This window comes from Corynebacterium sp. 32222D000AT, from assembly GCF_053546955.1.
Window position 1 is genome coordinate 1 of sequence record NZ_JBPPVW010000019.1, and the last position, 22175, is coordinate 22175.

General features: G+C 66.5%; 16 protein-coding genes. 14 read left to right on the forward strand and 2 right to left on the reverse strand.

The genetic code is table 11. From position 1 onward, the window contains the following. Nucleotides 1-703 (forward strand): HNH endonuclease signature motif containing protein (locus tag ACEE23_RS09860; RefSeq protein WP_448872368.1); only part of this gene is annotated, 703 nt, incomplete at its 5' end. Here ACEE23_RS09860 and ACEE23_RS09865 read toward each other — a convergent pair. Continuing rightward, nucleotides 700-2589, reverse strand: a complete 1890-nt coding sequence (locus ACEE23_RS09865) for an N-acetylmuramoyl-L-alanine amidase (protein ID WP_448872370.1) — start codon at nt 2587-2589, stop codon at nt 700-702. The genes ACEE23_RS09860 and ACEE23_RS09865 overlap by 4 nt on opposite strands. A 279-nt stretch (nt 2590-2868) precedes the next feature. Between ACEE23_RS09865 and glf the strand changes: the two genes are divergently transcribed. Next, complete coding sequence (glf, locus tag ACEE23_RS09870; protein WP_368520003.1) at nt 2869-4065, forward strand: UDP-galactopyranose mutase; 1197 nt, start codon at nt 2869-2871, stop codon at nt 4063-4065. Nucleotides 4066-4079: 14 nt separating this feature from the next. Here glf and ACEE23_RS09875 read toward each other — a convergent pair whose 3' ends face one another. Further along, entirely contained in the window at nt 4080-5486 is a 1407-nt protein-coding gene (locus ACEE23_RS09875; protein ID WP_368521314.1) for an NAD-dependent succinate-semialdehyde dehydrogenase, read from the reverse strand. A gap of 55 nt (nt 5487-5541) precedes the next feature. Here ACEE23_RS09875 and ACEE23_RS09880 point away from each other — a divergent pair, with 55 nt between their 5' ends. From ACEE23_RS09880 to ACEE23_RS09935, 12 genes are all read left to right on the forward strand, one after another. Next, entirely contained in the window at nt 5542-6396 is an 855-nt protein-coding gene (locus ACEE23_RS09880; protein WP_368520001.1) for a pyruvate, water dikinase regulatory protein, read from the forward strand. 99 nt (nt 6397-6495) lie between these two features. Beyond that, nucleotides 6496-8862: a phosphoenolpyruvate synthase gene (gene ppsA / locus ACEE23_RS09885; protein WP_368520000.1), complete on the forward strand. Its 2367-nt coding sequence runs from the start codon at nt 6496-6498 to the stop codon at nt 8860-8862. 220 nt (nt 8863-9082) lie between these two features. After that, on the forward strand, nt 9083-9688 hold the full coding sequence (locus tag ACEE23_RS09890; protein ID WP_409338214.1) for a three-helix bundle dimerization domain-containing protein: 606 nt from the start codon (nt 9083-9085) through the stop codon (nt 9686-9688). 201 nt (nt 9689-9889) lie between these two features. Then, nucleotides 9890-11830 carry a glycosyltransferase gene (locus tag ACEE23_RS09895; protein ID WP_368519999.1) on the forward strand — a complete coding sequence of 647 codons (1941 nt, stop codon included), beginning with the start codon at nt 9890-9892 and terminating at the stop codon, nt 11828-11830. Beyond that, nucleotides 11823-12347, forward strand: a complete 525-nt coding sequence (locus ACEE23_RS09900; RefSeq protein WP_368519998.1) for a phosphatase PAP2 family protein — start codon at nt 11823-11825, stop codon at nt 12345-12347. The genes ACEE23_RS09895 and ACEE23_RS09900 overlap by 8 nt, the downstream gene beginning before the upstream one ends. Continuing rightward, nucleotides 12344-13339 carry a decaprenyl-phosphate phosphoribosyltransferase gene (locus ACEE23_RS09905; RefSeq protein ID WP_296203425.1) on the forward strand — a complete coding sequence of 332 codons (996 nt, stop codon included), beginning with the start codon at nt 12344-12346 and terminating at the stop codon, nt 13337-13339. Before ACEE23_RS09900 ends, ACEE23_RS09905 begins: the two co-directional genes overlap by 4 nt. Before the next feature lie 30 nt (nt 13340-13369). After that, entirely contained in the window at nt 13370-15106 is a 1737-nt protein-coding gene (gene zomB / locus ACEE23_RS09910; RefSeq protein ID WP_448872375.1) for a flagellar motor control protein ZomB, read from the forward strand. Between the two features lie 165 nt (nt 15107-15271). Next, nucleotides 15272-16300 (forward strand): alpha/beta hydrolase, encoded by a 1029-nt coding sequence (locus ACEE23_RS09915; protein ID WP_368519996.1) that lies wholly within the window; start codon nt 15272-15274, stop codon nt 16298-16300. Between the two features lie 296 nt (nt 16301-16596). After that, nucleotides 16597-18567: an alpha/beta hydrolase-fold protein gene (locus ACEE23_RS09920; protein WP_368519995.1), complete on the forward strand. Its 1971-nt coding sequence runs from the start codon at nt 16597-16599 to the stop codon at nt 18565-18567. Between the two features lie 30 nt (nt 18568-18597). Continuing rightward, nucleotides 18598-19095, forward strand: coding sequence for a hypothetical protein (locus tag ACEE23_RS09925; RefSeq protein ID WP_368519994.1), 498 nt, complete (start codon nt 18598-18600; stop codon nt 19093-19095). An 18-nt stretch (nt 19096-19113) separates the two neighbouring features. Continuing rightward, complete coding sequence (locus ACEE23_RS09930) at nt 19114-20043, forward strand: cutinase family protein (protein WP_448872378.1); 930 nt, start codon at nt 19114-19116, stop codon at nt 20041-20043. A gap of 119 nt (nt 20044-20162) precedes the next feature. After that, nucleotides 20163-22019, forward strand: coding sequence for a FadD32-like long-chain-fatty-acid--AMP ligase (locus tag ACEE23_RS09935; protein ID WP_448872380.1), 1857 nt, complete (start codon nt 20163-20165; stop codon nt 22017-22019). Nucleotides 22020-22175 lie beyond the last annotated feature (156 nt).

Sequence of the window (22175 nt, forward strand, 5' to 3'; positions counted from 1 at the left end):
CGACGCCGGCCTCGTCGCCGATATCAAAGCCCAAGTACGCACCGTCGAGGATGCCCGCGCGGTCTTCACCGGCGGCGATGGTGACGGCGACGGTGCCAAGGGTGCTGGGGTGCGCGCGTCGGTGACGACCAACGTGGTGTTAAACCTTCAGGATTTCGGGCACTTGGTCGGCGGTCAGGACGCCGCGGATATTACGGTGCAGCTAACCAACGGGGCGGTGATTAGTGGTGCGGAGTTGGTGACCCGGGCGTTTGAGCAGGTCGGCTACGTCGGGGTCTTTGACCCGGTAGCAGGGCCCGTTAATTGTTACCGAGATGAGCGTTTGGCGTCGTGGAAGCAGCGGCGTTTGGCGTTGATGGAGCACCCGGTGTGTGCCTGGCCGGAGTGTTTGGCCGGTGCCGATGAGTGCCAGGTCCATCACCTGCAGTCGTGGGACTCGGGTGGTCCGACGAATGCGGCGAACCTGGCGACGTTGTGTCCGCACCATAACGGTGCCAACGAGGACGGGCCCGGCCCGGCGCAGACTCGGGGCCGGATGGCGAGGGTCGGTGGCCGGGTGGTGTGGATACCACCCTACGCGTGCCGGCCTAGCGCGCCGGCGGCCCACCCAGCGGCAGACGCGCAGCAAAGCAGCAAGAACACGCGAAGAGGCGTCCACGGAACAGACCGTGAACGCCCATTCAGCGTGCCCGCCGGAGGCTAATCGTTGGTGTGGAGCTGCACCTGCTGGGTATCCGGGTCGTAGGTGATGTAGCCGCCTTCGAAGTCCACGCGGACGGCCTTGCCACCGACCGAGTACTGGTTCGTCGTCGGCATACCCAGCTGCTGGGCGTTGTCGCCCTCGGCCCAGACCTTGGCGATTTCGCCGACCAGAGCGTAGGCCTGCGAGTTATCGCCGGAGGAGAGCACGACGCCGTTCTCGAAGAGCTGGTAGAACGTGTCCTGATCCAGCACCTCGAGTCCGCCCTGCGGCAGGCCCAGGAGAGGCCCGAAGGCGTTGAGGATGGAACCCCACGACTGCTGCAGTGCCGGGTCGCCCAGGAAGCTGACGACCTTCGAGATAATCTCGGGCACCTGGCCCAGGGTCAGGCCCTCGACGACTTCCTGGTCCTTGTTCGGCACCGTCAGGGCGCCGGCGGTAATCGCCAGGCCGGCGACGGCGGCGGCGATGGTGGCGGCGGCCTGGATGTCGGCTGTCGACATGGAGGACCCGCCCACGGAGGACTCGACCGGGGTGCCGGCGCCGCCCGTGTTTCCGGCCGTGCCGGCGTTATCGCCGTTGCCGGAATTACCCGAATCGCCGGAGTTGTCGGTGGACGGGGCCGGCGTCGACGGCTGGTAGCTGCCGCCGCTCTTGACGGCCTCGTACTTCTTGTGCGCGTTGGAGCGGATCTGGGACCAGTAATTCATGGTGTTGTTGCCCGGGCACGCGGTGTTGTGCAGATCGTTGTGGCCGTGGAAGGCCGGCACGTAGGCGGTAGAGCCCGCGGGGAACTTGGAGCCGCGGAAGCCGCCGGAGTACAGGCCAACGGACTTGCCGGTCGGATCGAAGCCGGAGATAGCAGCCTTCCAGCCGCCGATCTCGGAGACGGAGTTAAGCATCGCCTGGGTGGGCTCGGCGGTGGAGTAGTTGCCGATCATCGAAATGCCCCAGGTATTCGAGTTGAAGCCGCCGACGTGGGCGCCCTGGACGGCCTTGTCTAGTCCGCCGTAGCGGCCCTCGTAGATGGTGCCGTACTTGTCGACGAGTGCGTTGTATCCGATATCGCACCAGCCCAGCGTCTGGGCGTGGTAGCTGAAGATGCCGCGGACCTGGGCGGCTGCCTGTGCACGGGTGTAGTTGTTGCTACCCGCGGTGTGGTGCAGGGTCAGCGCCTTGACGCGATCGTCGTAGGTCGGGCCCTGGCAGCGGATGCCCTCGTTGGCGCCCCAGCCGGCGCGGGAAACCACCTGCGGCGCCCCGTTGGAGGCGAAGGCGGTCGGCTCGATGCCGCCTTCCTGCGCGTTGCCGTCGATGAAGACGGCGTTCAGATCTGCGGCATCGATGCCCGCGGACTGGTCGACGGATTCGGCGACGGGAGCGATATCGCCATAGTTGGTCGGCAGCGGGCTCGTGGTTTCCTTTGTCGGGGCCTCGGCAGAATTGTCGCGGGAGTTGTCCGCAGGCTTCTCCTCGGCCGGGGCGCCGAGGTTGACGTTGCCCACGGAGACCTGGACGGCCTGGGTCTCACCGATGAAGATGAGCTCCGTGCCGTTGGTGCCGCCGGTCTCGATGCCCAGCGGCTCGGCGTCGTACCACTCGCCCCAGGTGCCGTCGGCAAGCTGCGGGCGCACAAAGGCCGCAAGATCCTTGTCGCCGCCTTCCCAGGTCAGCGCGAACTGGGAGAAGGGCTCGTCCTGGTGGAATTCCTTCACGGCGCGGGGGCCACCTTCGCCGCCTTGGGCGGCAATGGCCGGGTCGTCGACGACGACGGTCTCGCCGTCGCCGAAGTTCGCCTGGCTGGTGGTGGTCTCGATGAGCCCGTTACCCGCAGATTGGGTATTCAGGATGTCGTTGCCGGCGAAAACTGCGGCGGCAACCACAGACACCGAAGCGATGATAGCCACCACCGGGGTGGCCCACTTCGACTGCGTGGGGACAAGTCGACGTCGTAGTTGCACTGGTAATTCTCCCTAAAATTGTGGTGCCTGCCGGGCCTAGGGGGTGGCGGCAAGCATCAGTCAGATCTGAGTCCGCAGTAAAGCATAGTAAACAATTGAGAAAAATGATACCCGAGTGACAAATGTGACGAGTGGGAACAGTGCGGCGCGCCGTTTTCCCGTGTGGCAGACCTGCCGGGCCGGCGGGGCTCCTTTAGGCTAGGAGGCATGACTGACTATGACCTCATTATCGTTGGATCCGGCTTCTTTGGCCTGACAATCGCGGAACGAGCGGCCTCGCAGCTGGGCAAGAAGGTGCTCATCGTCGAACGCCGCAACCACCTGGGCGGCAACGCCTACTCGGAGCGGGAGCCGGAGACCGGCATCGAGGTGCATAAGTACGGCGCCCACCTGTTCCACACCTCCAACAAGCGCGTGTGGGACTACGTCAACCAGTTCACCGACTTCACGGACTACCAGCACCGCGTGTTCGCCATGCACGACGGCACCGCCTACCAGTTCCCGATGGGCCTGGGCCTTATCAACCAGTTCTTCGGCCGCTACTACAGCCCGGACGAGGCCCGCCAGCTCATCCAGGACCAGGCCGGCGAGTTCGACCCGAAGGAAGCGAAGAACCTCGAGGAGAAGGCGATCTCGCTCATCGGCCGCCCGCTCTACGAGGCCTTCATCAAGAACTACACGGCCAAGCAGTGGCAGACCGACCCGAAGAATCTGCCGGCGGCGAATATCACCCGCCTGCCGGTGCGCTACACCTTCAACAACCGCTACTTCAACGACACCTACGAGGGCCTGCCGGTCGACGGCTACACCGCCTGGCTGGAGAACATGGCCTCCCACGAGCTCATCGAGGTCCGCCTGGACACCGACTGGTTTGACGTGCGCGACGAGCTGCGCGCGGCCAACCCGGACGCGCCGGTGGTCTACACCGGCCCGCTCGACCGCTACTTCGACTACGTTGAGGGCGATCTGGGCTGGCGCACCCTGGACTTCGACATGGAGGTCCTGAACACCGGCGACTTCCAGGGCACCCCGGTGATGAACTACAACGATGCCGACGTGGACTACACCCGCATCCACGAGTTCCGCCACTTCCACCCCGAGCGCGGCGATGCCTACCCCAAGGACAAGACCGTCATCATGAAGGAATACTCGCGCTTCGCCGACAAGGGCGACGAGCCCTATTACCCGATTAACACCCCCGAGGATCGGAGCAAGCTGGAGGCCTACCGCAAGCTCGCCGCGGCCGAGGCCCGCGAGAACAAGGTGCTCTTCGGCGGGCGCCTAGGCACCTACCAGTACCTGGACATGCACATGGCCATCGGCTCGGCGCTGTCGATGTTCGACAACAAAATCGCGCCCTACTTCAACGACGGCAAGCCGTTGGAGCAGGAGCGCGGCCACTAGGAGACTAGCGGCGATTAGAGGGCGGGGGACTGGCCGGCATCGTCCTGCCCGCTGACGCGGTAGAGGTGCTCGTTGACGAATTCGCCCACACCCCAGCGGGCCAGCTCGCGGCCGTAGCCGGAGCGGTTGATGCCGCCGAAGGGCAGGCCCGCGGCGGTCACGGCGTGCTCGTTGACGAAGGTCATGCCGTCGTTAAGCCGGGCGGCCACGGCGCTGGCCTGCTCCAGGTCGGTCGACCACACGGAGCTGGACAGGCCGTAGTCGGAGTCGTTGGCGATCGCGATGGCCTCTTCGATGTCGCGGGCCTTGTAGATGACGGCCACCGGGCCGAAGATCTCGTTGCAGCCGATGTCGGCGTGGCGGTCGACGTCGGTCAGCAGGGTCGGCTCCATGTAGGCGCCGTCGCGGTCGACCTTGCCACCGCCCACGCGGATGGTGGCGGTGCCGTCGGCGGCGGCCTTGTCCAGCCGCTCGACGATCTCGTCGCGGGCGCCGATGGAGCTCAGCGGCCCGATGTCGGCGTTTTCGTCGTCGTAAGGCCCGACGGTCATGGCGCCGATCTTCTCGGTCAGGTACTCGACGGCGTGGTCGTAGAAGTCCTCCAGCACGATTAGCCGCTTCGGCGCGTTGCAGGCCTGGCCGGTGTTGTACATGCGGATGATGGCGAACTGGTCGAGGACCCAGTCGAGGTTGGCATCGTCAAGCACGAGGAACGGGTCGTTGCCGCCGAGCTCGAGGACGGACTTCTTGTAGTTCTCGCCGGCGGTCTTGGCCACGGCGGCGCCGGCGGCCTCGGAACCGGTCAGAGACACGCCCTTGATGCGGTCATCGGCGACAAACGCGTCCATCTGGGAGCCGGAGGCATAGACGTTCAGGTAGACGTCCTGCGGCAGGCCGGCCTCCTCGAGCAGGTCCTGGCAGGCCTGGGAGGACAGCGGGCAGATGGAGGCGTGCTTGAGCACGATGGTGTTGCCCAGCAGCAGGTTCGGCGCGGCGAAGCGCGCGACCTGGTAGTAGGGGAAGTTCCACGGCATGATGCCCAGCAGCGGGCCGAGCGGCTCCTTGCGCACGAAGGTGTGGTGCGCGCCCTGGGCCGGCAGGTGCTCGTCGGCCAGCAGCTCGTGGGCGTGCTCGGCGTACCAGCGGTAGATATCCGCCACGATCTGGATTTCGGCCTTGGCCCAGCGGGTCAGTTTGCCCATCTCGCGGCCGATGTGCTCGGCCAGCTTATCGATGCGCTCTTCGTACAGGTCCGCAGTCCGCGCCAGGATGGCGGCGCGCTCGTCGATGCTGGTCGTGCGCCACTCGTTAAAAGCGGCGGTGGAGCGGTCGAGGATGTCGTCGCGGGCGGCATCGTCGAGGCGGGGGAATTCTTCTTCGGAACGTCCGGTGTTCGGGTTCTCTAATGCAAAAGTGCTCATATGGCCCTGTATAGCGCGGGCCGCAGGCTTCTTCAAGGGGGACTAGGATGGGATCATGGATGCGATTAATCACCCTCCCGTCAACGGCGAGGACAAGCCGGTGGTGCCCGTCTTCTTCGTTTCGGACTCGACGGGTATCACCTCGGAGGCCATGGGTAACGCGCTGCTCGTGCAGTTCCCGCACCTGACGTTTACGCGCACCACGGTGCCGTTTCTGGGCAGCCTGGAGGCCGCGCGCGAGCTGGTGGCCCGGCTGGATAGGCAGGTCGCCGCCGGGCGCACGCCGCTGGTGTTTTCGACCGCGGTCGACGACGAGATCCGCGACTGCATCTTGAGCTCGAAGGCCACGGTCATCGACCTGCTGAGCGCCTACCTGGGCAGCGTCGAGCGGGCGCTGGGCACGACCAGCGTACGGCGGGCCAAGCAGCTGCACACCCTGGCCGACAGCCAGCGCTACAACAGCCGTATGCAGGCCATCGAGTTCGCCATCGAGCACGACGACGGGCAGTCCCTGCGCGCGCTGGAGCAGGCCGACATCATCCTGCTGGCGCCGTCGCGCTGCGGCAAGACGCCGACGTCGATGTACCTGGCGCTGCAGCACGGCCTGTTCGCGGCGAACTACCCCCTGGTGGACGAGGACTTCGATTCGACCACCCTGCCGCGGCCGGTGCGCAAGTACCAGGACCGGCTCTTCGGGATCGTCACCAGCACGGAGCGCCTGTGCCAGGTGCGCAACGAGCGCCGGCCGAATTCGCGCTACGCCTCCCGCCAGCAGGTCAGCTTCGAGCTGCGCGGCGCGAAGGCGATGATGAAGGCTAATGGGATTCCTTACGTGGATTCTTCGACAAAGTCTGTTGAAGAGATGTCCGCGATGATTCTGCAGCACCTATCCATAACGAGCGGTCGCTAGTGTGATTTTTTGCCCACGCGATTTTCGCCCGCGCGGGCCCACCCGGCGACTACAATGCTTGCCATCACTTACCCCGTTTAATACTAAGGATGCCTGAATATGAGCGATAATATTCGCTGGTTCTCCGAACTCGGAATGAACGACGTCGAGCAGGTAGGCGGCAAGAACGCCTCCCTGGGAGAGATGGTCTCCAACCTCGCCCGCCTCAACGTCAACGTCCCCGACGGCTTTGCCACCACGGCGGACGCCTACCGCGCTTTCCTGACGGAAACGCACCTGGACGAGCGGATCTCGAAGCTGCTCGAGGGCCTGGACACGGAGGACACGCGCCAGCTGGAGGCCGCCGGCAAGGCGATCCGCGCGGAGATTCTGGACACCCCGCTGCCGGAGGGCATCGAGAGCGATATCCGCGCTGCCTACGACAAGCTGGCCGCCGAGTCCGGTGACAAGGCCAGCTTTGCGGTGCGCTCCTCGGCCACGGCGGAGGACCTGCCGGAGGCCAGCTTCGCGGGCCAGCAGGAGACCTTCCTGAACATCCAGGGCATCGACGCGGTCCTGGTGGCCATCCGCGAGGTTTTCGCCAGCCTCTACAACGACCGCGCGATTGCCTACCGCGTCCACCACGGCTTCGACCACGACGCGGTAGCACTCAGCGCGGGCGTGCAGAAGATGGTGCGCTCGGACATCGGTAGCTCCGGCGTCATGTTCACCATGGACACCGAGTCCGGCTTCGACCAGGTCGTCTTCGTCACCAGCGCCTACGGCCTGGGCGAGGGCGTGGTTCAGGGCGCGGTCAACCCGGACGAGTTCTACGCCTACAAGCCGGCCCTGCGCGACGGCAAGCGTGCCGTCATTTCCCGCTCGCTGGGCGCGAAGGCGACCAAGATGGTCTACACCGACGACGCCAGCGTCGGGCGCACCACCGAGTTCGTCGACGCCCCCGAGGCCGACCGCGCGCGCTTTTCCCTGCAAGACGAGCAGGTGGAGGAGCTGGCCCGTCAGGCGCTTATCATCGAGGACCACTACGGCCGCCCGATGGACATCGAGTGGGGCCTGGACGGTGAGGACGGCCAGCTCTACATCCTGCAGGCCCGCCCGGAGACCGTGCAGTCCCGCCGCGGCTCCGTGCTGCAGAGCTTCAGCCTGGACAAGCGCGGCACCGTCGTGGCGGAGGGCCGCGCCATCGGCCAGAAGATCGGCGCCGGCAAGGTGCGCGTCTTCGACTCGCTGGAGCAGATGCACGGCTTCAACCCGGGCGAGGTCCTGGTCGCGGACATGACGGACCCGGACTGGGAGCCGATCATGAAGCGCGCCTCGGCGATTGTCACCAACCGCGGCGGTCGCACCTGCCACGCGGCGATCATCGCCCGCGAGCTGGGTATCCCGGCCGTCGTCGGCACCGGCGATGCCACCGAGGTCCTGGCCGAGGGCAGCGAGGTCACCGTCTCCTGCGCGGAGGGCGATACCGGCTACGTCTACGACGGCTCCCTGGACTTCGAGGTCACCGAGACCGACGTCGACCAGGTCCCGGAGATCGGCCCGAAGATCATGATGAACGTCGGCACGCCGGAGCAGGCCTTCGCCTTCTCCCGCCTGCCCAACGACGGCGTGGGCCTGGCGCGCTTGGAGTTCATCGTCAACCGGCAGATCGGCATCCACCCGCGCGCGCTGCTGGACTACCCCAACCTGGACGAGGAACTGAAGTCCGAGGTGGAGCTTCTGACCGGCGCATATGATTCGCCGCGCGACTTCTTCGTCCAGCGCGTGGCCGAGGGCGTGGCCACCATCGCGGCGGCGTTCGCCCCGAACCCGGTCATCCTGCGCATGTCCGACTTCAAGTCCAACGAGTACGCCAACCTGCTGGGCGGCAACCTCTACGAGCCGCACGAGGAAAACCCGATGCTGGGTTACCGCGGCGCCTCCCGGTACGTCTCCGAGGAGTTCGCGGAGTGCTTCGCCATGGAGTGTGAGGCGATGAAGATCGTGCGCGAGGAGATGGGCCTGGAAAACGTCAAGATCATGATCCCGTTCGTGCGCACGCCGGATGAGGCGCGCCGGGTGACCGAGGCCCTGGCCGCCAACGGCCTGCGCCGCGGCGAGAACGGCCTGGAGCTCATCATGATGTGTGAGGTCCCGTCCAACGCGCTTATCCCGGAGCAGTTCCTGGAGTACTTCGACGGCTTCTCCATCGGCTCGAACGACCTGACCCAGCTCACGCTGGGTCTGGACCGCGACTCGGGCGTGGTCTCCCACGATTTCGACGAGCGCAACCCGGCGGTCAAGGTGCTGCTGGGCCGGGCCATCGAGGCCTGCCGGAAGCAGGGCAAGTACGTCGGCATCTGCGGCCAAGGCCCCAGCGACCACCCGGACCTGGCGGACTGGCTGGTCGAGCAGGGGATTAGCTCGCTGTCGCTGAACCCGGACACCGTGGTCGATACCTGGCTGCGCCTGGCGGACAAGAAGTAGCCGGCACGCGGCATCGTGAGCGCCGTCGTTTCCACAGAGAAGCGGCGGCGCTTTCGCGATCCCACCCCGCGCTAAACACTTGGTTCAGGCCCATCATTTGCAATTGCCCAGCGATCTGCTAAGGTTAACGGCAGGTTAACTTTGAGGGAACAAAAGGTTCACTCGAGTGGTTGAAGACAATGAAACTTCGCCGTAATAACAAGAAATCAGGTGAATAGCGATGATGAATAACAACCGAGTTTTTGACACCCTGCGCGAGGATCTGCACGCGGCTTTCGGGCATGCGCACAGCGCCGAGGCGATTGATGCCAAGCTGGACGAGGTCATCGCCAAGCACTCCGCACGCGCGGTCTTGGAAGAGTTCGTCCCAGTCCTGGTGGAGCGGGAAGTGATGGAATACTTCGGCGAGCACCGCATTCACGTGCGCTTTGCCGCCGGTACCGACCACGCCCTGGCGGAGGCCGCCGTGGAGCTGACCAAGAAGCACGCCGGCGACGCCCTGCTGGTGGATGCGGCCGTGTCCCACCCGGAAAACGAGGACGCCAGCCACATGAGCCACGTCTTGGCCGAGCGGGGCCTCACCGAGGGCCAGCCGCGCCACTTCGACGATGCCCGGACGGTCACCATGCCGGACTTCATCGTCTACCTGGGCCGCGACGTTCACCGCGACGAGGCGGGCAAGGACGTCAAGATCTGGGACATCCTGCCGGCCGAAACGGTCGAGCAGACCCGTGAGCTGGCCGACGACCTGGAAGCCCGCGTGCTCTACATGCTGGGCAAGCTGGGCATCGACCTGGTGGACGAAAAGGTTGCCGTCGAGGCCTAAGGTGCACCCGAAACCGATCAAAACCCTGCTCCATCCCGGTTATCCCGGGGTGGCGGCGGGGTTTTTGTGTGCCTGCCGCATCCGGGCGGGCGGCTGTGAATTCGGACCCATGACCGTGTGTGAGAACGTGCTGGGCGCCTGGGGGCACTACCCTTACTCGCTAGAAGAGTGTAAAAAACGTTTGGAGAAAAAGAAGCCATCGTGACTTACCCCCAGGAATATGAAGCAGTGCAACGCGTCTTGCTGCCCAAGCGCGGCGAGCCGAACGACGTGCGCATGCTCTACCTCATTGAGTCTCCGCAGAACCGCCAGCGCCTGAGCTGGCACGACCGCACCACCCTGACCATCCCGGCCGGCGAAGAGGTCTCCTTCGAGACCTACTTCAACGCCTTCCCGGCGTCCTACTGGCGCCGCTGGTCGCAGCTGGACTCCATCGTGCTGTCGCTGCACGTGAACGGCCAGGCGAACGTCTCGGTGTACCGCTCCAAGGAAAACGGGCAGCGCATCGGCGTGGCCAACCACCTGGTCGAGGACGGCGAGCACCACTTCGAGCTGCCGCTGAAGAACTTCGAGGACGGCGGCTGGCTGTGGTTCGACGTCACCGCCGAGACCGAAACCGAGCTCTCCCAGGTCGCCTGGTGCGCCCCGCACGCCCCGGGCGAGCAGGTGCTGCCCGACGGCACCACCCAGCCGGCCGCGGACAAGCGCGTGGCCGTCGGCATCCCGACCTTCAACCGCCCGACCGACGCGGTGGCAGCGCTGCAGGCGCTGGCGGAGGACCCGGTCGTCGACGGCATCATCGACTACGTGCTCATGCCGGACCAGGGCAACCAGCACCCGGCGGATGAGCCGGGCTACGACGCCGCCGTCGCCCACTTCGGCGAGCGCTTCCGCGAGTTCCGCCAGGGCAACCTGGGCGGCTCCGGCGGGTATTCCCGCATCATGTTCGAGGCCATCGAGAACACCGACTCGCCGTTCATCCTCTACATGGACGACGACATCGCCATCGAGCCGGACTCCATCCTGCGCGCGGTGCAGGCGGCCCGCTACGCCGCCCGCCCCATCATCGTCGGCGGCCAGATGCTCAACCTGCAGGAGCGCAGCCAGCTGCGCACCACCGGCGAGCAGGTCAACAAGTCCGACTTCATGTGGGGCCCGGCCCCGCACGCGGTCTACGACCACGACTTCGCCAAGTACCCGCTGTCAGCTATTGGCGATGCCCAGTCGCACAAGGACCCCAACAAATACGACTCGCGTGCCCTGCACCGCCGCGTCGACGTCGAATACAACGGCTGGTGGATGTGCCTGTTCCCGCGCGTGGTGGCCGAAAAGATGGGCCAGCCGCTGCCGCTGTTTATCAAGTGGGACGACACCGAGTACTCCCTGCGCGCCGGGCGCGCCGGCTTCCCGACCGTGACCTGGCCGGGCGCGGCAATCTGGCACATGGCCTGGGCGGACAAGGACGACGCCATCGACTGGCAGGCCTATTTCCACCTGCGCAACCGACTGATCGTGGCCGCCATCTACCACGACGGCGACCCGCGCGGGATCACCCGCTCCATCTTCAAGTCCACGCTCAAGCACACCATGTGCATGGAGTACTCCACCATGGCCATCCAGCTGGAGGCCATGCGGGACTTTTTGGCCGGCCCGGACCAGCTCTTCGACATCCTGGAGTCCTCCCTGCCGCGGATCAACAAGATCCGCTCGCAGTACTCCGACGCGCAGATCCTGCCCTCGGCGGCGGAGCTGCCGGCCCCGACGGGCGCGCCGGGCGTGCCGACCCGCAACATCGGCGGCCGCCTGGGCAAGATCAAGAAGCTGCCCTGGCTGTTTAAGAGCATCAAGCACCTGGCCAGCAAGGAAGACCCGGCCCACCACGCGGCCCCGCAGCTGAACCTGACGCCGGAGGAGGCGCGCTGGTTCACGCTCTCGCGCCTGGACTCGGCGACGGTCTCGACCGCCGGCGGCACCGGCGTGGCCTTCCGCAAGCGCGACCGCGAGCTGGCCCAGGATCTGGTGGGGCAGACCCGCGAGCTGCTCAAGGAGATTGAAAACAACTTCGACGAGCTGCGCGCCACCTACCGCGCCGCCCTGCCGACGCTGACCAGCCGCGAATCCTGGAGGAAGATCTTTGAGTAGCATTTCTCAGCTCAACGATGCCGAGTCGCACGTCCTCAAGGCCATCCAGGACGTCGCCTTCGACGTGCCCTGCGTTTTGCCGACCGCGCGGGGCCTGAGCCACTTCGGTGAGCACGCGCTCGGCTGGATGGCGCTGTCGGCGCTGGCGGCGGGCATCGATAAGCCCCGGCGCCGCCAGTGGGCCGGGGTGGGCGTGGCGGCCTTTGGCGCGCACGCGGCATCGGTAGTCATTAAGCGCGTGGTGCGCCGGCGCCGCCCGGACTACAGCTACGTGCGGGTCGGGGTGAAAACGCCCTCGCGCCTGTCCTTCCCGTCCTCGCACTCGACGTCGACGACGGCCTTCCTCGTGGCGGCCGCCCGCGTGACCGGTAACCGCAGCTTCTGGCTGGGCGTGCCGGTGATGATGGCGTCGCGTATGGTGCTGGGGGTGCATTATCCCTCTGATACTGCCGTGGGCGCCCTGTTGGGCGCCACCACGGCGCAGGTTGTAAGCCGGCTGGAAAGGAAAACCGCATGAGCGCCCATCCGCACGATGACGGCAACCAGAGCTTCTTTCACTCGGAGCCTCACACCTCCGGCGTAGACACGGGTCGGAAGCGCAAGCCGCCGAAGAACCTCGCCGACGGCATGGTCAAGGCCCTGCGCCCCAAGCAGTGGGTCAAGAACGTGCTCGTGCTGGCCGCCCCGGCCGCCGCGGGCGCGGACGCGCTGTTCCACGGCCGCGTGCTGCTGGACGTCCTGCTGGCCTTCGTGGTCTTTTGCATGGGCGCGTCGTCCATCTACCTCATCAACGACGCCCGCGACGTCGAGGCGGACCGCGCGCACCCGACCAAGCGCTTCCGGCCCATTGCCGCCGGCGTGCTGCCGGTGCAGCTGGCCTACGTCATGGCGGCGGTGCTCATCGTCGGCGCCATCGGCCTGTCGCTGCTGGCCACCGCGGGCGTGGAGCTGGCGCTGGTCATCGCGGTCTATATCGCGCTGCAGCTGGGCTACTGCTTCGGCTGGAAGCACATGCCGGTGATCGACATCGCGCTGGTCTCCTCCGGCTTCATGCTGCGTACCATGGCCGGCGGTGTGGCTGCGGGCATCGAGCTGTCCCAGTGGTTCCTGCTGGTCGCCGCGTTCGGCTCCCTGTTCATGGCCTCCGGCAAGCGCTACTCGGAGATCCTGCTGGCGGAGAGCACCGGCGCGAAGATCCGCAAGTCCCTGGAAGGCTATACACCTACCTACCTGCGTTTCGTGTGGACCCTGGCGGCCACCGCCGTTGTGATGTCCTACACGCTGTGGGGCTTCGAGCTGTCCAGCCAGGCCGAGGGCGTGGCCGGCATCTGGTACCAGGTTTCGATGGTGCCGTTTACCATCGCTATCCTGCGCTACGCTGCGGACGTCGACCGCGGCCACGGCGGGGCGCCGGACGAGATCGCGCTGGAGGACCGCGTCCTGCAGATTCTGGCGCTGCTGTGGCTGGCTTGTATTGCCATGGCGGTCTACGTTTTCCCGATGATCTAATTCGGGGGACAACTGGTAACCTGCTCTGTTATGCAAAAAATCGGTAGTCCCCGCGCGGCCCACCTCTCGGTGGTTGCCAGCAGTGTAGCTATCGGGGCGATTACCTTCTTCGCGGCGTGGCAGCGCCGGTGGATGGCCGACGACGGCCTCATCGTGCTGCGCACCGTCCGCAACCTCTTGGCCGGCAACGGCCCGGTCTTCAACGCGGGGGAGCGGGTGGAGGCCAACACCTCCACCCTGTGGCAGTACCTGATTTACCTGGGCCGTCTGGTCACCGGCGCCCAGCTGGAAGCCATCGCAATGTGGCTGGCCATCGCGCTGTCCGTGGCCGCCCTGGTGGTCGGCACGTGGGCCACCGCCCAGGTACATAACACCGGCGGCCGGCACGCCACGCGCGCGGTGGTCCTGCCCGCCGGCGCGCTGGTCTACCTGGCGTTGCCGCCGGCCCGGGACTTTTTCACCTCCGGCCTGGAGTGGGGCCTGTCCATCTTCTACCTGGCGGTCTTGTGGTGGCTGCTGACCCGCTGGGTGCGCGGGGCGAACCCCTACCTGGTGGCCTTCTGGGCCGGCCTGTCCTGGCTGGTGCGCCCGGAGCTGGCGCTCTACGGCGGGCTGACCGGCATCGTCCTGCTGGTGGCCCACCGCCGCCCGGCGCACTGGGCGGGCATCCTGGGGGCGGCCCTGCCGCTGCCGCTGGCCTACCAGGTTTTCCGCATGGGCTACTACGGCCTGCTGACCCCGCACACGGCCGTGGCCAAGTCGGCTGCCGATGCCGCCTGGGGCGCCGGCTTCAACTACCTCGGCGACTTCGTCGGCCCCTACTGGCTCTGGCTACCTCTGCTGGTGCTGGCGGCGCTGGCGGTTTGCCAGTTCCGCGGCGACGCGCACTTTTCTGCGGTGCGCAGCCAGCCCGTCGTCGTCGTGCTCATGGTTATCTGCGCGCTGATCCACCTGCTCTACGTGCTGCGGGTGGGCGGCGACTTCATGCACGGGCGCATGCTGCTGCTGCCGCTTTTCGCGCTGCTGCTGCCGGTCTTCGTGCTGCCGGTGCGGGATTACTGGGTCGCCGCCGGCGTGGCCGGGATTGCGGTCTGGGCCGCGGTGGTGGCCTGGCGCGGGCACCCGGTGGACTGGAAAATCTACGAGGGCGAGATCTCCATCGTCGACGAGCGCGACTACTGGACCTACGCCACCAAGCGGGAACCCGGCAACCCGCCGAAGGACGCGGAGGACTTTAAGAAGATGCGCCTGCTGCGCGGCTTCGATGACGCGATCGACGGGCTGGAGCGTGGAGACGCGCTGGCCATCCGCTACCTGGACGGCGACTCGATCGAGGACAACGCCTGGACGACCGCGGGGCGCGATGACAGTCGCAACGACCCGCCGACGCTATACCTCATCAATATGGGCATGTCCTCGATGCATTCGCCGCTGAACGTGCGCGTGCTGGACAACATCGGGCTGGCCACGCCGCTGGCGGCGCGGCAGCCGCGGATCGAGGACGGGCGGATCGGCCACGACAAGTCCCTGCCGCTTACCTGGCAGGCCGCGGACTCCGCGGTGGACATCGAGGAGCTGCCGGCGTGGTACGACAAGGATGAGGTCGCTGAGAACCGCCGGGCCCTCGAGCACCCGGATTTCCAGAAGCTTTTCGCGACCTACCGCGACCCGTTGGACACGGGGCGGTTCTTCGAAAACATCAAGTTCTCCCTGACCGACGGGCGGACGCTGCAGTTTACAGACAACGCTCAGGACTACCTCAAGTAGTCCCCAGGCAGCTGCCGGAATGAGACAAATTGACAGCAATCGTCTAGAATCTCAGGCACTGTTATAAATTCGTGATTGTTAACGCAACTTCGCTTGCGTTCGATACGTACTGAAGGAACCCTTCGGTAAAAACTGAAACAAAAAAGTACACAAGCAAGGAGAGACATGACACTGACGTCTTTCGCCTCCCGCGCGTCCCGCCGGGTCACCGCAGTGGTCGCGGCCATCCTCATGGTCGTCACCATGCTCGCCGTGGCTGGCCCGCAGCGGGCCGAAGCCGCCCCGCGTGACTACCTGCGTGCCGACGCCACCGGCCACTGTGACTGGGACCGTGTGGGCTGGTGGGTCCAGCGCTGCGACGTGTGGTCCCAGTCCATGGGCCGCAACATCCCGGTCCAGATCCAGCCGGCCAAGCGCGGAGGCAACGCCGGCCTCTACCTGCTGGACGGCCTGCGCGCGACCGACCGCACCAACGCCTGGGTCAACGACGTGAACGCCGCGGCCACCTACGAGCCGCACAACATCACCCTGGTCATGCCGGTCGGCGGCGAGTCCTCCTTCTACGCTGACTGGGAAGGCCCGGCCACCTACGACCTGACCAACCCGGTCAACTACAAGTGGGAGACCTTCCTGACCCAGGAGCTGCCGGGCTACCTGGAGCGCAACTTCGGCGTTGCCCGCAACAACAACTCCATCGCGGGCCTGTCCATGGGCGCCACCTCGGCCATGGTCCTAGCCAGCAAGCACCCGAACCAGTTCCGTCAGGCCATGTCCTTCTCCGGCTACCTGACCACCACGCTGCCGGGCGCCCAGACCTTCATGCGCCTGGCCATGCTGGACGCCGGCGGGTTTAACATCAACGCCATGTACGGCACCCTGATCAGCCCGCGCCGCTTCGCGAACGACCCGTTCCACCTGACCTCCGGCCTGCGCGGCAAGGACGTCTACGTCTCCGCGGCCTCCGGTATCCCGGGCCCGGGCGATGAGAAGTACCTGCCGCAGCACCAGGCATCGGGTGCGGCGCTGGAGGCCTTCGCCATGGTCTCGACCCGCCTGTACGAGCTCAAGGCCCGCGCCGACGGCGTCAACCTGACCACGGACTACCCGAACGTCGGCCTCCACAACTGGAACCAGTTCGGCCGCCAGCTGGACAAGACCAAGCCGCGCGTCCTCAACGTGATGAACGCTTGGTAAGCCGGTCCTAGACCCGCACCAGAACTAAACCAAATCCCCGCGCTAGCCCTAGCGCGGGGATTTTTCTATTTCCGGATAAGAATGTGACTTCGGGCGTGTCGGCTAGGAAAAGTCTCAAGTTGAACTTAAACTTGAGCGCACAACAACCCAGATACGTGCTCCGGAGGAGGGGAACCTTCGGATTGCGTGAGTTTCCGGGTGCGCTAGCCGTGTTTTCGGCGGGCGCTGCCTCGTTGGCTCTTTTGGCTGGGACTCCATCGCTGTCTGTCTACTAGTCGAACGTCAAGGATACCTCCATGCGCACATCCGCTCCGAAGCCCTCCCCGCGCCAGGCGCGCAACACGTACCAGACTCGTACCCGCCGCGGGCTAGCCGCCGCGGCCCTGCCCACGGCGCTGGCCGTCGGCATCGCCCTGCTGCCTAACGCCACCGCCCAGCAGGGCCTGGGGGACCTCAGCTCCTCCTCGTCCGGGTCGAGCCTGTCGGATTCCTTCGCGCCGTCGGCCCCGCCGGAGCGCACCCCGATTGACACCACCTACCCGGACGTCGAAGGCCTGCCGGAGGGCGTGGACATCGAGCGCGTGGAATACCTGACCAACCGCCACCTGATGGTCTACATCAAGTCCGCGGCCATGCCGGACAAGCTGCAGAAGGTCCAGATCCAGCTGGCGCGTGACTGGTACTCCAACCCGGAGGCCACCTTCCCGGAGGTCTGGGCCCTGGACGGCCTGCGCGCCCGCGACGACGAGTCCGGCTGGACCATCGAGACCAACATCCTGAACCAGTACGCCGACCGCAACGTCAACCTGATCATGCCGGTGGGCGGCGAGTCCTCCTTCTACGCTGACTGGCAGCGCCCGGACAACGGCACCCACTACCAGTGGGAGACCTTCCTGACCCAGGAACTGGTGCCGATCCTGGACAACGAGTACCGCTCCAACCACAAGCGCGCCGTGACGGGTATCTCCATGGGCGGTACCGCCGCGGTCAACCTGGCCGAGCGCAACCCGCACCTGTTCGACTTCGTGGGCTCCTTCTCCGGCTACCTGGACACCACCAGCAGCGGCATGCCGGCCGCAATCCGCGCCGCGCAGATGGACGCCGGCGGGTACAACTCGGACGCCATGTGGGGCCCGCCGGGCTCCCAGGACTGGATCGACCACGACCCGAAGCTGGGCATCGAAAACCTGAAGGACATGAAGGTCTACATCTCCGCCGGCTCCGGCAAGGACGACTTCGGCAACCCCGAGTCCGTCGCCAAGGGCCCGGCCAACATGGCCGGCATCGGCCTGGAGGCCATCTCGCGCATGTCCGGCGAGACCTTCATGAGCTACGCCAAGCGCGCCGGCGTGGAGCCGGAGGCGCACTTCCGCCCGTCCGGCGTCCACAGCTGGGAATACTGGCAGTTTGAGATGCAGCAGGCCTGGCCGTCCATCGCGGACGCCCTGGCTATCCCCAAGGAAGACCGCGGGGCGGACTGCCAGGCCATCGGCGCCATCGGCGCGGCCACCAAGTCCGGCACCATCGGCGAGTGCGTGAACAACGAATACGACGCCGGCGACAACGGCAAGGCACAGGACTTCAGCGCGGGCACCGCGTACTGGTCCCCGGAGACTGGTGCCAAGGCCCTGGTCGGTCGCATCAACGCCCGCTACAGCGAGATGGGTGGCCCGGGCTCCTGGCTGGGCTTCCCGCTGACCAACGAGGAAAAGACCCCGGACCAGCGCGGCCGCTTCGTCCACTTTGAGAACGGTTCCATCTACTGGACCGCCCAGACCGGCGCCTATGCCATCCCGAAGGACATGGTCGAGGCCTGGGGCAAGAACGGCTGGGAAGGCGGGGATCTCAAGTACCCGACCTCCGCGCCGCAGGAAGTCAACGGCGGCTTCCAGCAGAAGTTCGAGAACGGCATCCTGACCCGTAACCCGGACAACTCCCACCACATCGTCCACGGTGCCATCGGCGCCAAGTACAAGGAGATGGGTGGCGCGACCACCGGCCTGGGCTTCCCGACCAGCGACGAGATCAAGATCAAGGGCGGCGCCTTCCAGGAGTTCGAGCACGGCAACATCTACTGGTCCCCGAAGACCGGCGCGCACTTCATCATGCACGGCAAGATCTTCGAAGACTGGGGCAAGCGCGGCTACGAGCAGGGCGAGATGGGCTACCCGACCTCGGACACGGAGCAGATCCCGGCCGGCGGCCTGACCCAGAAGTTCCAGAAGGGCACCCTGAGCGAGATCTTCGGCCGCGTGCAGAAGTCCTAAACGCCAGCCGGAAGGAGTACCATCAGCGCCATGCGAAAATTGATTGCGGGTCTGGCCGTCGCGGCATCGTTGGGCCTGGCGGCCTGCGGTTCCGCCACCGTCGACAACGATAACGAGGCCGCGGCCCCGACCTCGGTGGCGCCGTTGGAGCGCGGCTCGGAGACCGAGTCGGCATCCGCCTCCGAGTCGGAGTCGGCCGAAAGCAGCTCGAAGCCTTCCGCCGCCGCGCCGGCCGGCGACCGCGCCCCGGAGGACCGCGGTGCCGAAGAGATCTCCGAAATCCCCTTCCCGGAGGCCGATGCCTCTGCGGGCGATGCCGACTTCCTCGGCGCGGTCGGCGAGCGCGATATCGACGCGGCCGGCGTGGAAACGCAGCTGGTCTCCGCCGCGCAGCGGGTCTGCGTGGAGGAAGAGCCCATCACCCTGAACGCGATTGCCGGCCAGCTCATCGAGCAGGGCCGCACGGAGCTGGACTACGAAGAGCTGACCCGGTTCCTGACGGACGAAGCGCGCTCCGTCTACTGCTAGACGAGACAGGCACAACACATGAAAAAGACCCTTACTGCGGTGGCAGTAGTGATCCTGCTGGTGATCCTGGGCGCCTCCGCGGTGCACTATTTCAACAGCACCTCCTCGAGCAACCTGTCGGAGCCGCCGGCCACGCAGCCCGGCGAGGACGAGCCGGCCGCCCCGGAGCAGCCGGACTGGTGCCCGCGAGTCGAGGTCATCTCCGCGCCCGGCACCTGGGAATCCAAGGCGGACGACGATCCCATCAACCCGACCGCCAACCCGCGCTCGTTCATGCTCTCGATCTCCCAGCCGCTGCAGCAGGCCTACGCCCCGCAGGACGTGAAGGTGTGGACCCTGCCGTACACCGCGCAGTTTAAGAACATTAACTCCCAGGAGGAGATGTCCTACGACGACTCCCGCCAGGAGGGCACCTCCACCCTGGAGGGCGAGCTGCGCTATATGCACGAGGCCTGCCCGGCGACGAAGTTCGTCATGGCCGGTTTCTCGCAGGGCGCGGTCATCCTGGGCGACGTCGCCGACCAGATCGGCGCGGGCACGGGCGCGGTCCCGGCCGAGTCGGTGGCCGGCGTGGCGCTTATCGCCGACGGCCGCCGCGAGCCCGGCGTGGGCATCAACCCGGGCGTCGAGGTTCACGGCATCGGCGCGGAGATCGCCCTGGAGCCGATCAGCAAGCTGGTTCAGCCCATCGTGCCGGGCGCGACCATGCGCGGCGCGCGCCCCAACGGCTTCGGCGAGCTGGCGGACCGCACCTTCCAGATCTGCGCGCCGGACGACTCCATCTGCGACGCGCCGCGCGATGCCGCCAACGGCCTGGATCGCGCCCGCGATCTCATCGCCGCCAACGGCGTGCACGCCCAGTACGCCTCCAACCCGCACGTGGTGGAGGGGACCACCGCCAACGACTGGGTGGTCGGCTGGGCCCGCGGAATCATCGACGGCATCTAAGAACGGCCCGCGGCAATGCTGCGGGCAACCGGCCGCCTTTGGTGTAACACGGCGGCCGCCTAGTCTGATAATTTTAGTAGCAAAATAAACCGAATCGGATTTCAAGGAGCGTTACTGTCATGGATTTGCACGCCGCCATGGGCCAGTTCTTCAACGACCAAGGGGAGATCACCCTCGCGCCGCAGCTGACCCTCGTCGGGCTCGCGGAATTGCTCTACCAGGGCGATCTGCAGACCGGCGGCGGTGACCGGAAGGTCCTGCGCTTCTGGGACTACTCCGAGAGCCGGGAGGGCCAGCTGGTGACCTACTCGCGCCAGGAGGTCAACACCCGCATCAAGTCCGTGGCGGCCCGCCTGCAGCAGGTCGGCAAGCTGGGCGACCGGGTGGCCATCCTGGCCGGCAACTCCCCGGAGTACCTCTTCGGCTTCCTGGGCGGCCTGTACGCCGGCATGACGCCCATTCCGCTCTACGATCCGAACGAGCCGGGCCACGCGGACCACCTGAAGGCGGTCTTCGCCGACGCCCAGCCGAAGCTGGTGCTGACCAACCGGGCATCGGCGGCCGCGGTGCGCAAGCACTTCGCCGACCTGCCCTCCCGGGAGCGCCCGCGCGTGCTCTCCGTCGACTCCCTGCCGGACAGCCTGGCGGCGTCCTACCAGAACCCGGCGTCGACCCTGGAGGGCCAGCAGCAGCTGGCGATGTCCACGGTCATGCCCCTGGACCAGCCCGCCTTCCTGCAGTACACCTCCGGCTCCACCCGCACCCCGGCCGGCGTGATCCTGACCAACCGCTCCATTCTGACCAACGTGCTGCAGATCTTCCGCGCCGCGCAGCTGAAGATGCCGCTGCGCCTGGTCACCTGGCTGCCGCTGCACCACGACATGGGCATTATCCTCACGGTGTTTGTGACCATCCTGGGCCTGCCTTTCGAGCTGATGTCCCCGCGCGATTTCATCCAGCAGCCGAAGCGCTGGGTGGGCCAGCTCAACCGCAAGCCGATCGATGACAAGCTGCAGGCCACCTACGGCGTGGTCCCGAACTTCGCGCTCGAGCTGGCCGCGCGCTACGGCGCCCCGGCCGACGGCGAGGAGCTGGACCTGTCCCACATCGACGGCCTCATCGTCGGCTCCGAGCCGGTCACCGAGTCCGCCGTGGACAACTTCCTGAACACCTTCGAGCCCTACGGCTTCAAGCGCACCGCGCTGCGCCCGTCCTACGGCCTGGCGGAGGCCTCCCTCCTGGTGAGCACCCCGCAGACCGACGAGCGCCCGCTGATTACCCACTTCGACCGCGCCGCGCTGGCCGAGGGCCGCGCCGAGGTGGCGGAGGCTTCCGAGAACACCGTGGCCTTCGCTTCCGTCGGCCAGGTGGTGCAGCCGCAGTACCTGACCATCGTCGACCCGGAGACCCGGGCCGAGGTCGCCGACGGCGTCATCGGCGAGCTGTGGGCTCACGGCGAGAACATGGCCGCCGGCTACCTGGAGCGCGACGAGGACACCGCCGCGACCTTCCGCAACACCCTGGGCGAGCGCCTGGCGGATAGCCGCGTGGCCGGCGCCCCGGACGACGATCGCTGGATGGCCTCCGGCGACCTGGGCACCATCCTGGACGGCCACCTCTACATCACCGGCCGCCTGAAGGACCTTATCGTCGTGGCCGGCCGCAACCACTACCCGCAGGACATCGAGTCCACCGTCCAGGAGGCCAGCGAGCACGTGCGCCCGGACTCCGTGGCGGCGTTCTCCGTCGAAGGCGCGGACACCGAGCAGCTGGTGCTGCTGGTCGAGCGCGCCGATACGGCTGAGCCCTCCGGCGACGCCGCCGCGGCCGAGGCCATCCGCTCGGCGGTCTCCGCCCACCACGGCCTGACCCCGGACGACATCGTCTTCAAGCAGGCCCACGAGATCAACCGGACCTCCTCGGGCAAGATCGCCCGCCGCGTGGCCAAGAAGCACTACCTGGCCCAGCGCGGTTAATCCCCGGCAGGGCTTGGCCAAAGTCCTGCACATCCGCCTGGCCGGCGCTTGCTACTAACGTTTTGGGGTCCGAGTTCGATAGCCTAAGGTGGAGCATTTTCACCAAAGACGATTATTCTTTGTGATCCCCTTAATGAACGTAAGCGAAAGAAAGCA

Coding starts and splice junctions, on each gene's coding strand:
- ACEE23_RS09905 (WP_296203425.1), top strand. CDS start 12,344: ATGAGCGCCCATCCGCACGATGACGGCAACCAGAGCTTCTTTCACTCG.
- ACEE23_RS09890 (WP_409338214.1), top strand. CDS start 9,083: ATGATGAATAACAACCGAGTTTTTGACACCCTGCGCGAGGATCTGCAC.
- ACEE23_RS09875 (WP_368521314.1), bottom strand. CDS start 5,486: ATGAGCACTTTTGCATTAGAGAACCCGAACACCGGACGTTCCGAAGAA.
- glf (WP_368520003.1), top strand. CDS start 2,869: ATGACTGACTATGACCTCATTATCGTTGGATCCGGCTTCTTTGGCCTG.
- ACEE23_RS09925 (WP_368519994.1), top strand. CDS start 18,598: ATGCGAAAATTGATTGCGGGTCTGGCCGTCGCGGCATCGTTGGGCCTG.
- zomB (WP_448872375.1), top strand. CDS start 13,370: ATGCAAAAAATCGGTAGTCCCCGCGCGGCCCACCTCTCGGTGGTTGCC.
- ACEE23_RS09915 (WP_368519996.1), top strand. CDS start 15,272: ATGACACTGACGTCTTTCGCCTCCCGCGCGTCCCGCCGGGTCACCGCA.
- ppsA (WP_368520000.1), top strand. CDS start 6,496: ATGAGCGATAATATTCGCTGGTTCTCCGAACTCGGAATGAACGACGTC.
- ACEE23_RS09880 (WP_368520001.1), top strand. CDS start 5,542: ATGGATGCGATTAATCACCCTCCCGTCAACGGCGAGGACAAGCCGGTG.
- ACEE23_RS09920 (WP_368519995.1), top strand. CDS start 16,597: ATGCGCACATCCGCTCCGAAGCCCTCCCCGCGCCAGGCGCGCAACACG.
- ACEE23_RS09930 (WP_448872378.1), top strand. CDS start 19,114: ATGAAAAAGACCCTTACTGCGGTGGCAGTAGTGATCCTGCTGGTGATC.
- ACEE23_RS09935 (WP_448872380.1), top strand. CDS start 20,163: ATGGATTTGCACGCCGCCATGGGCCAGTTCTTCAACGACCAAGGGGAG.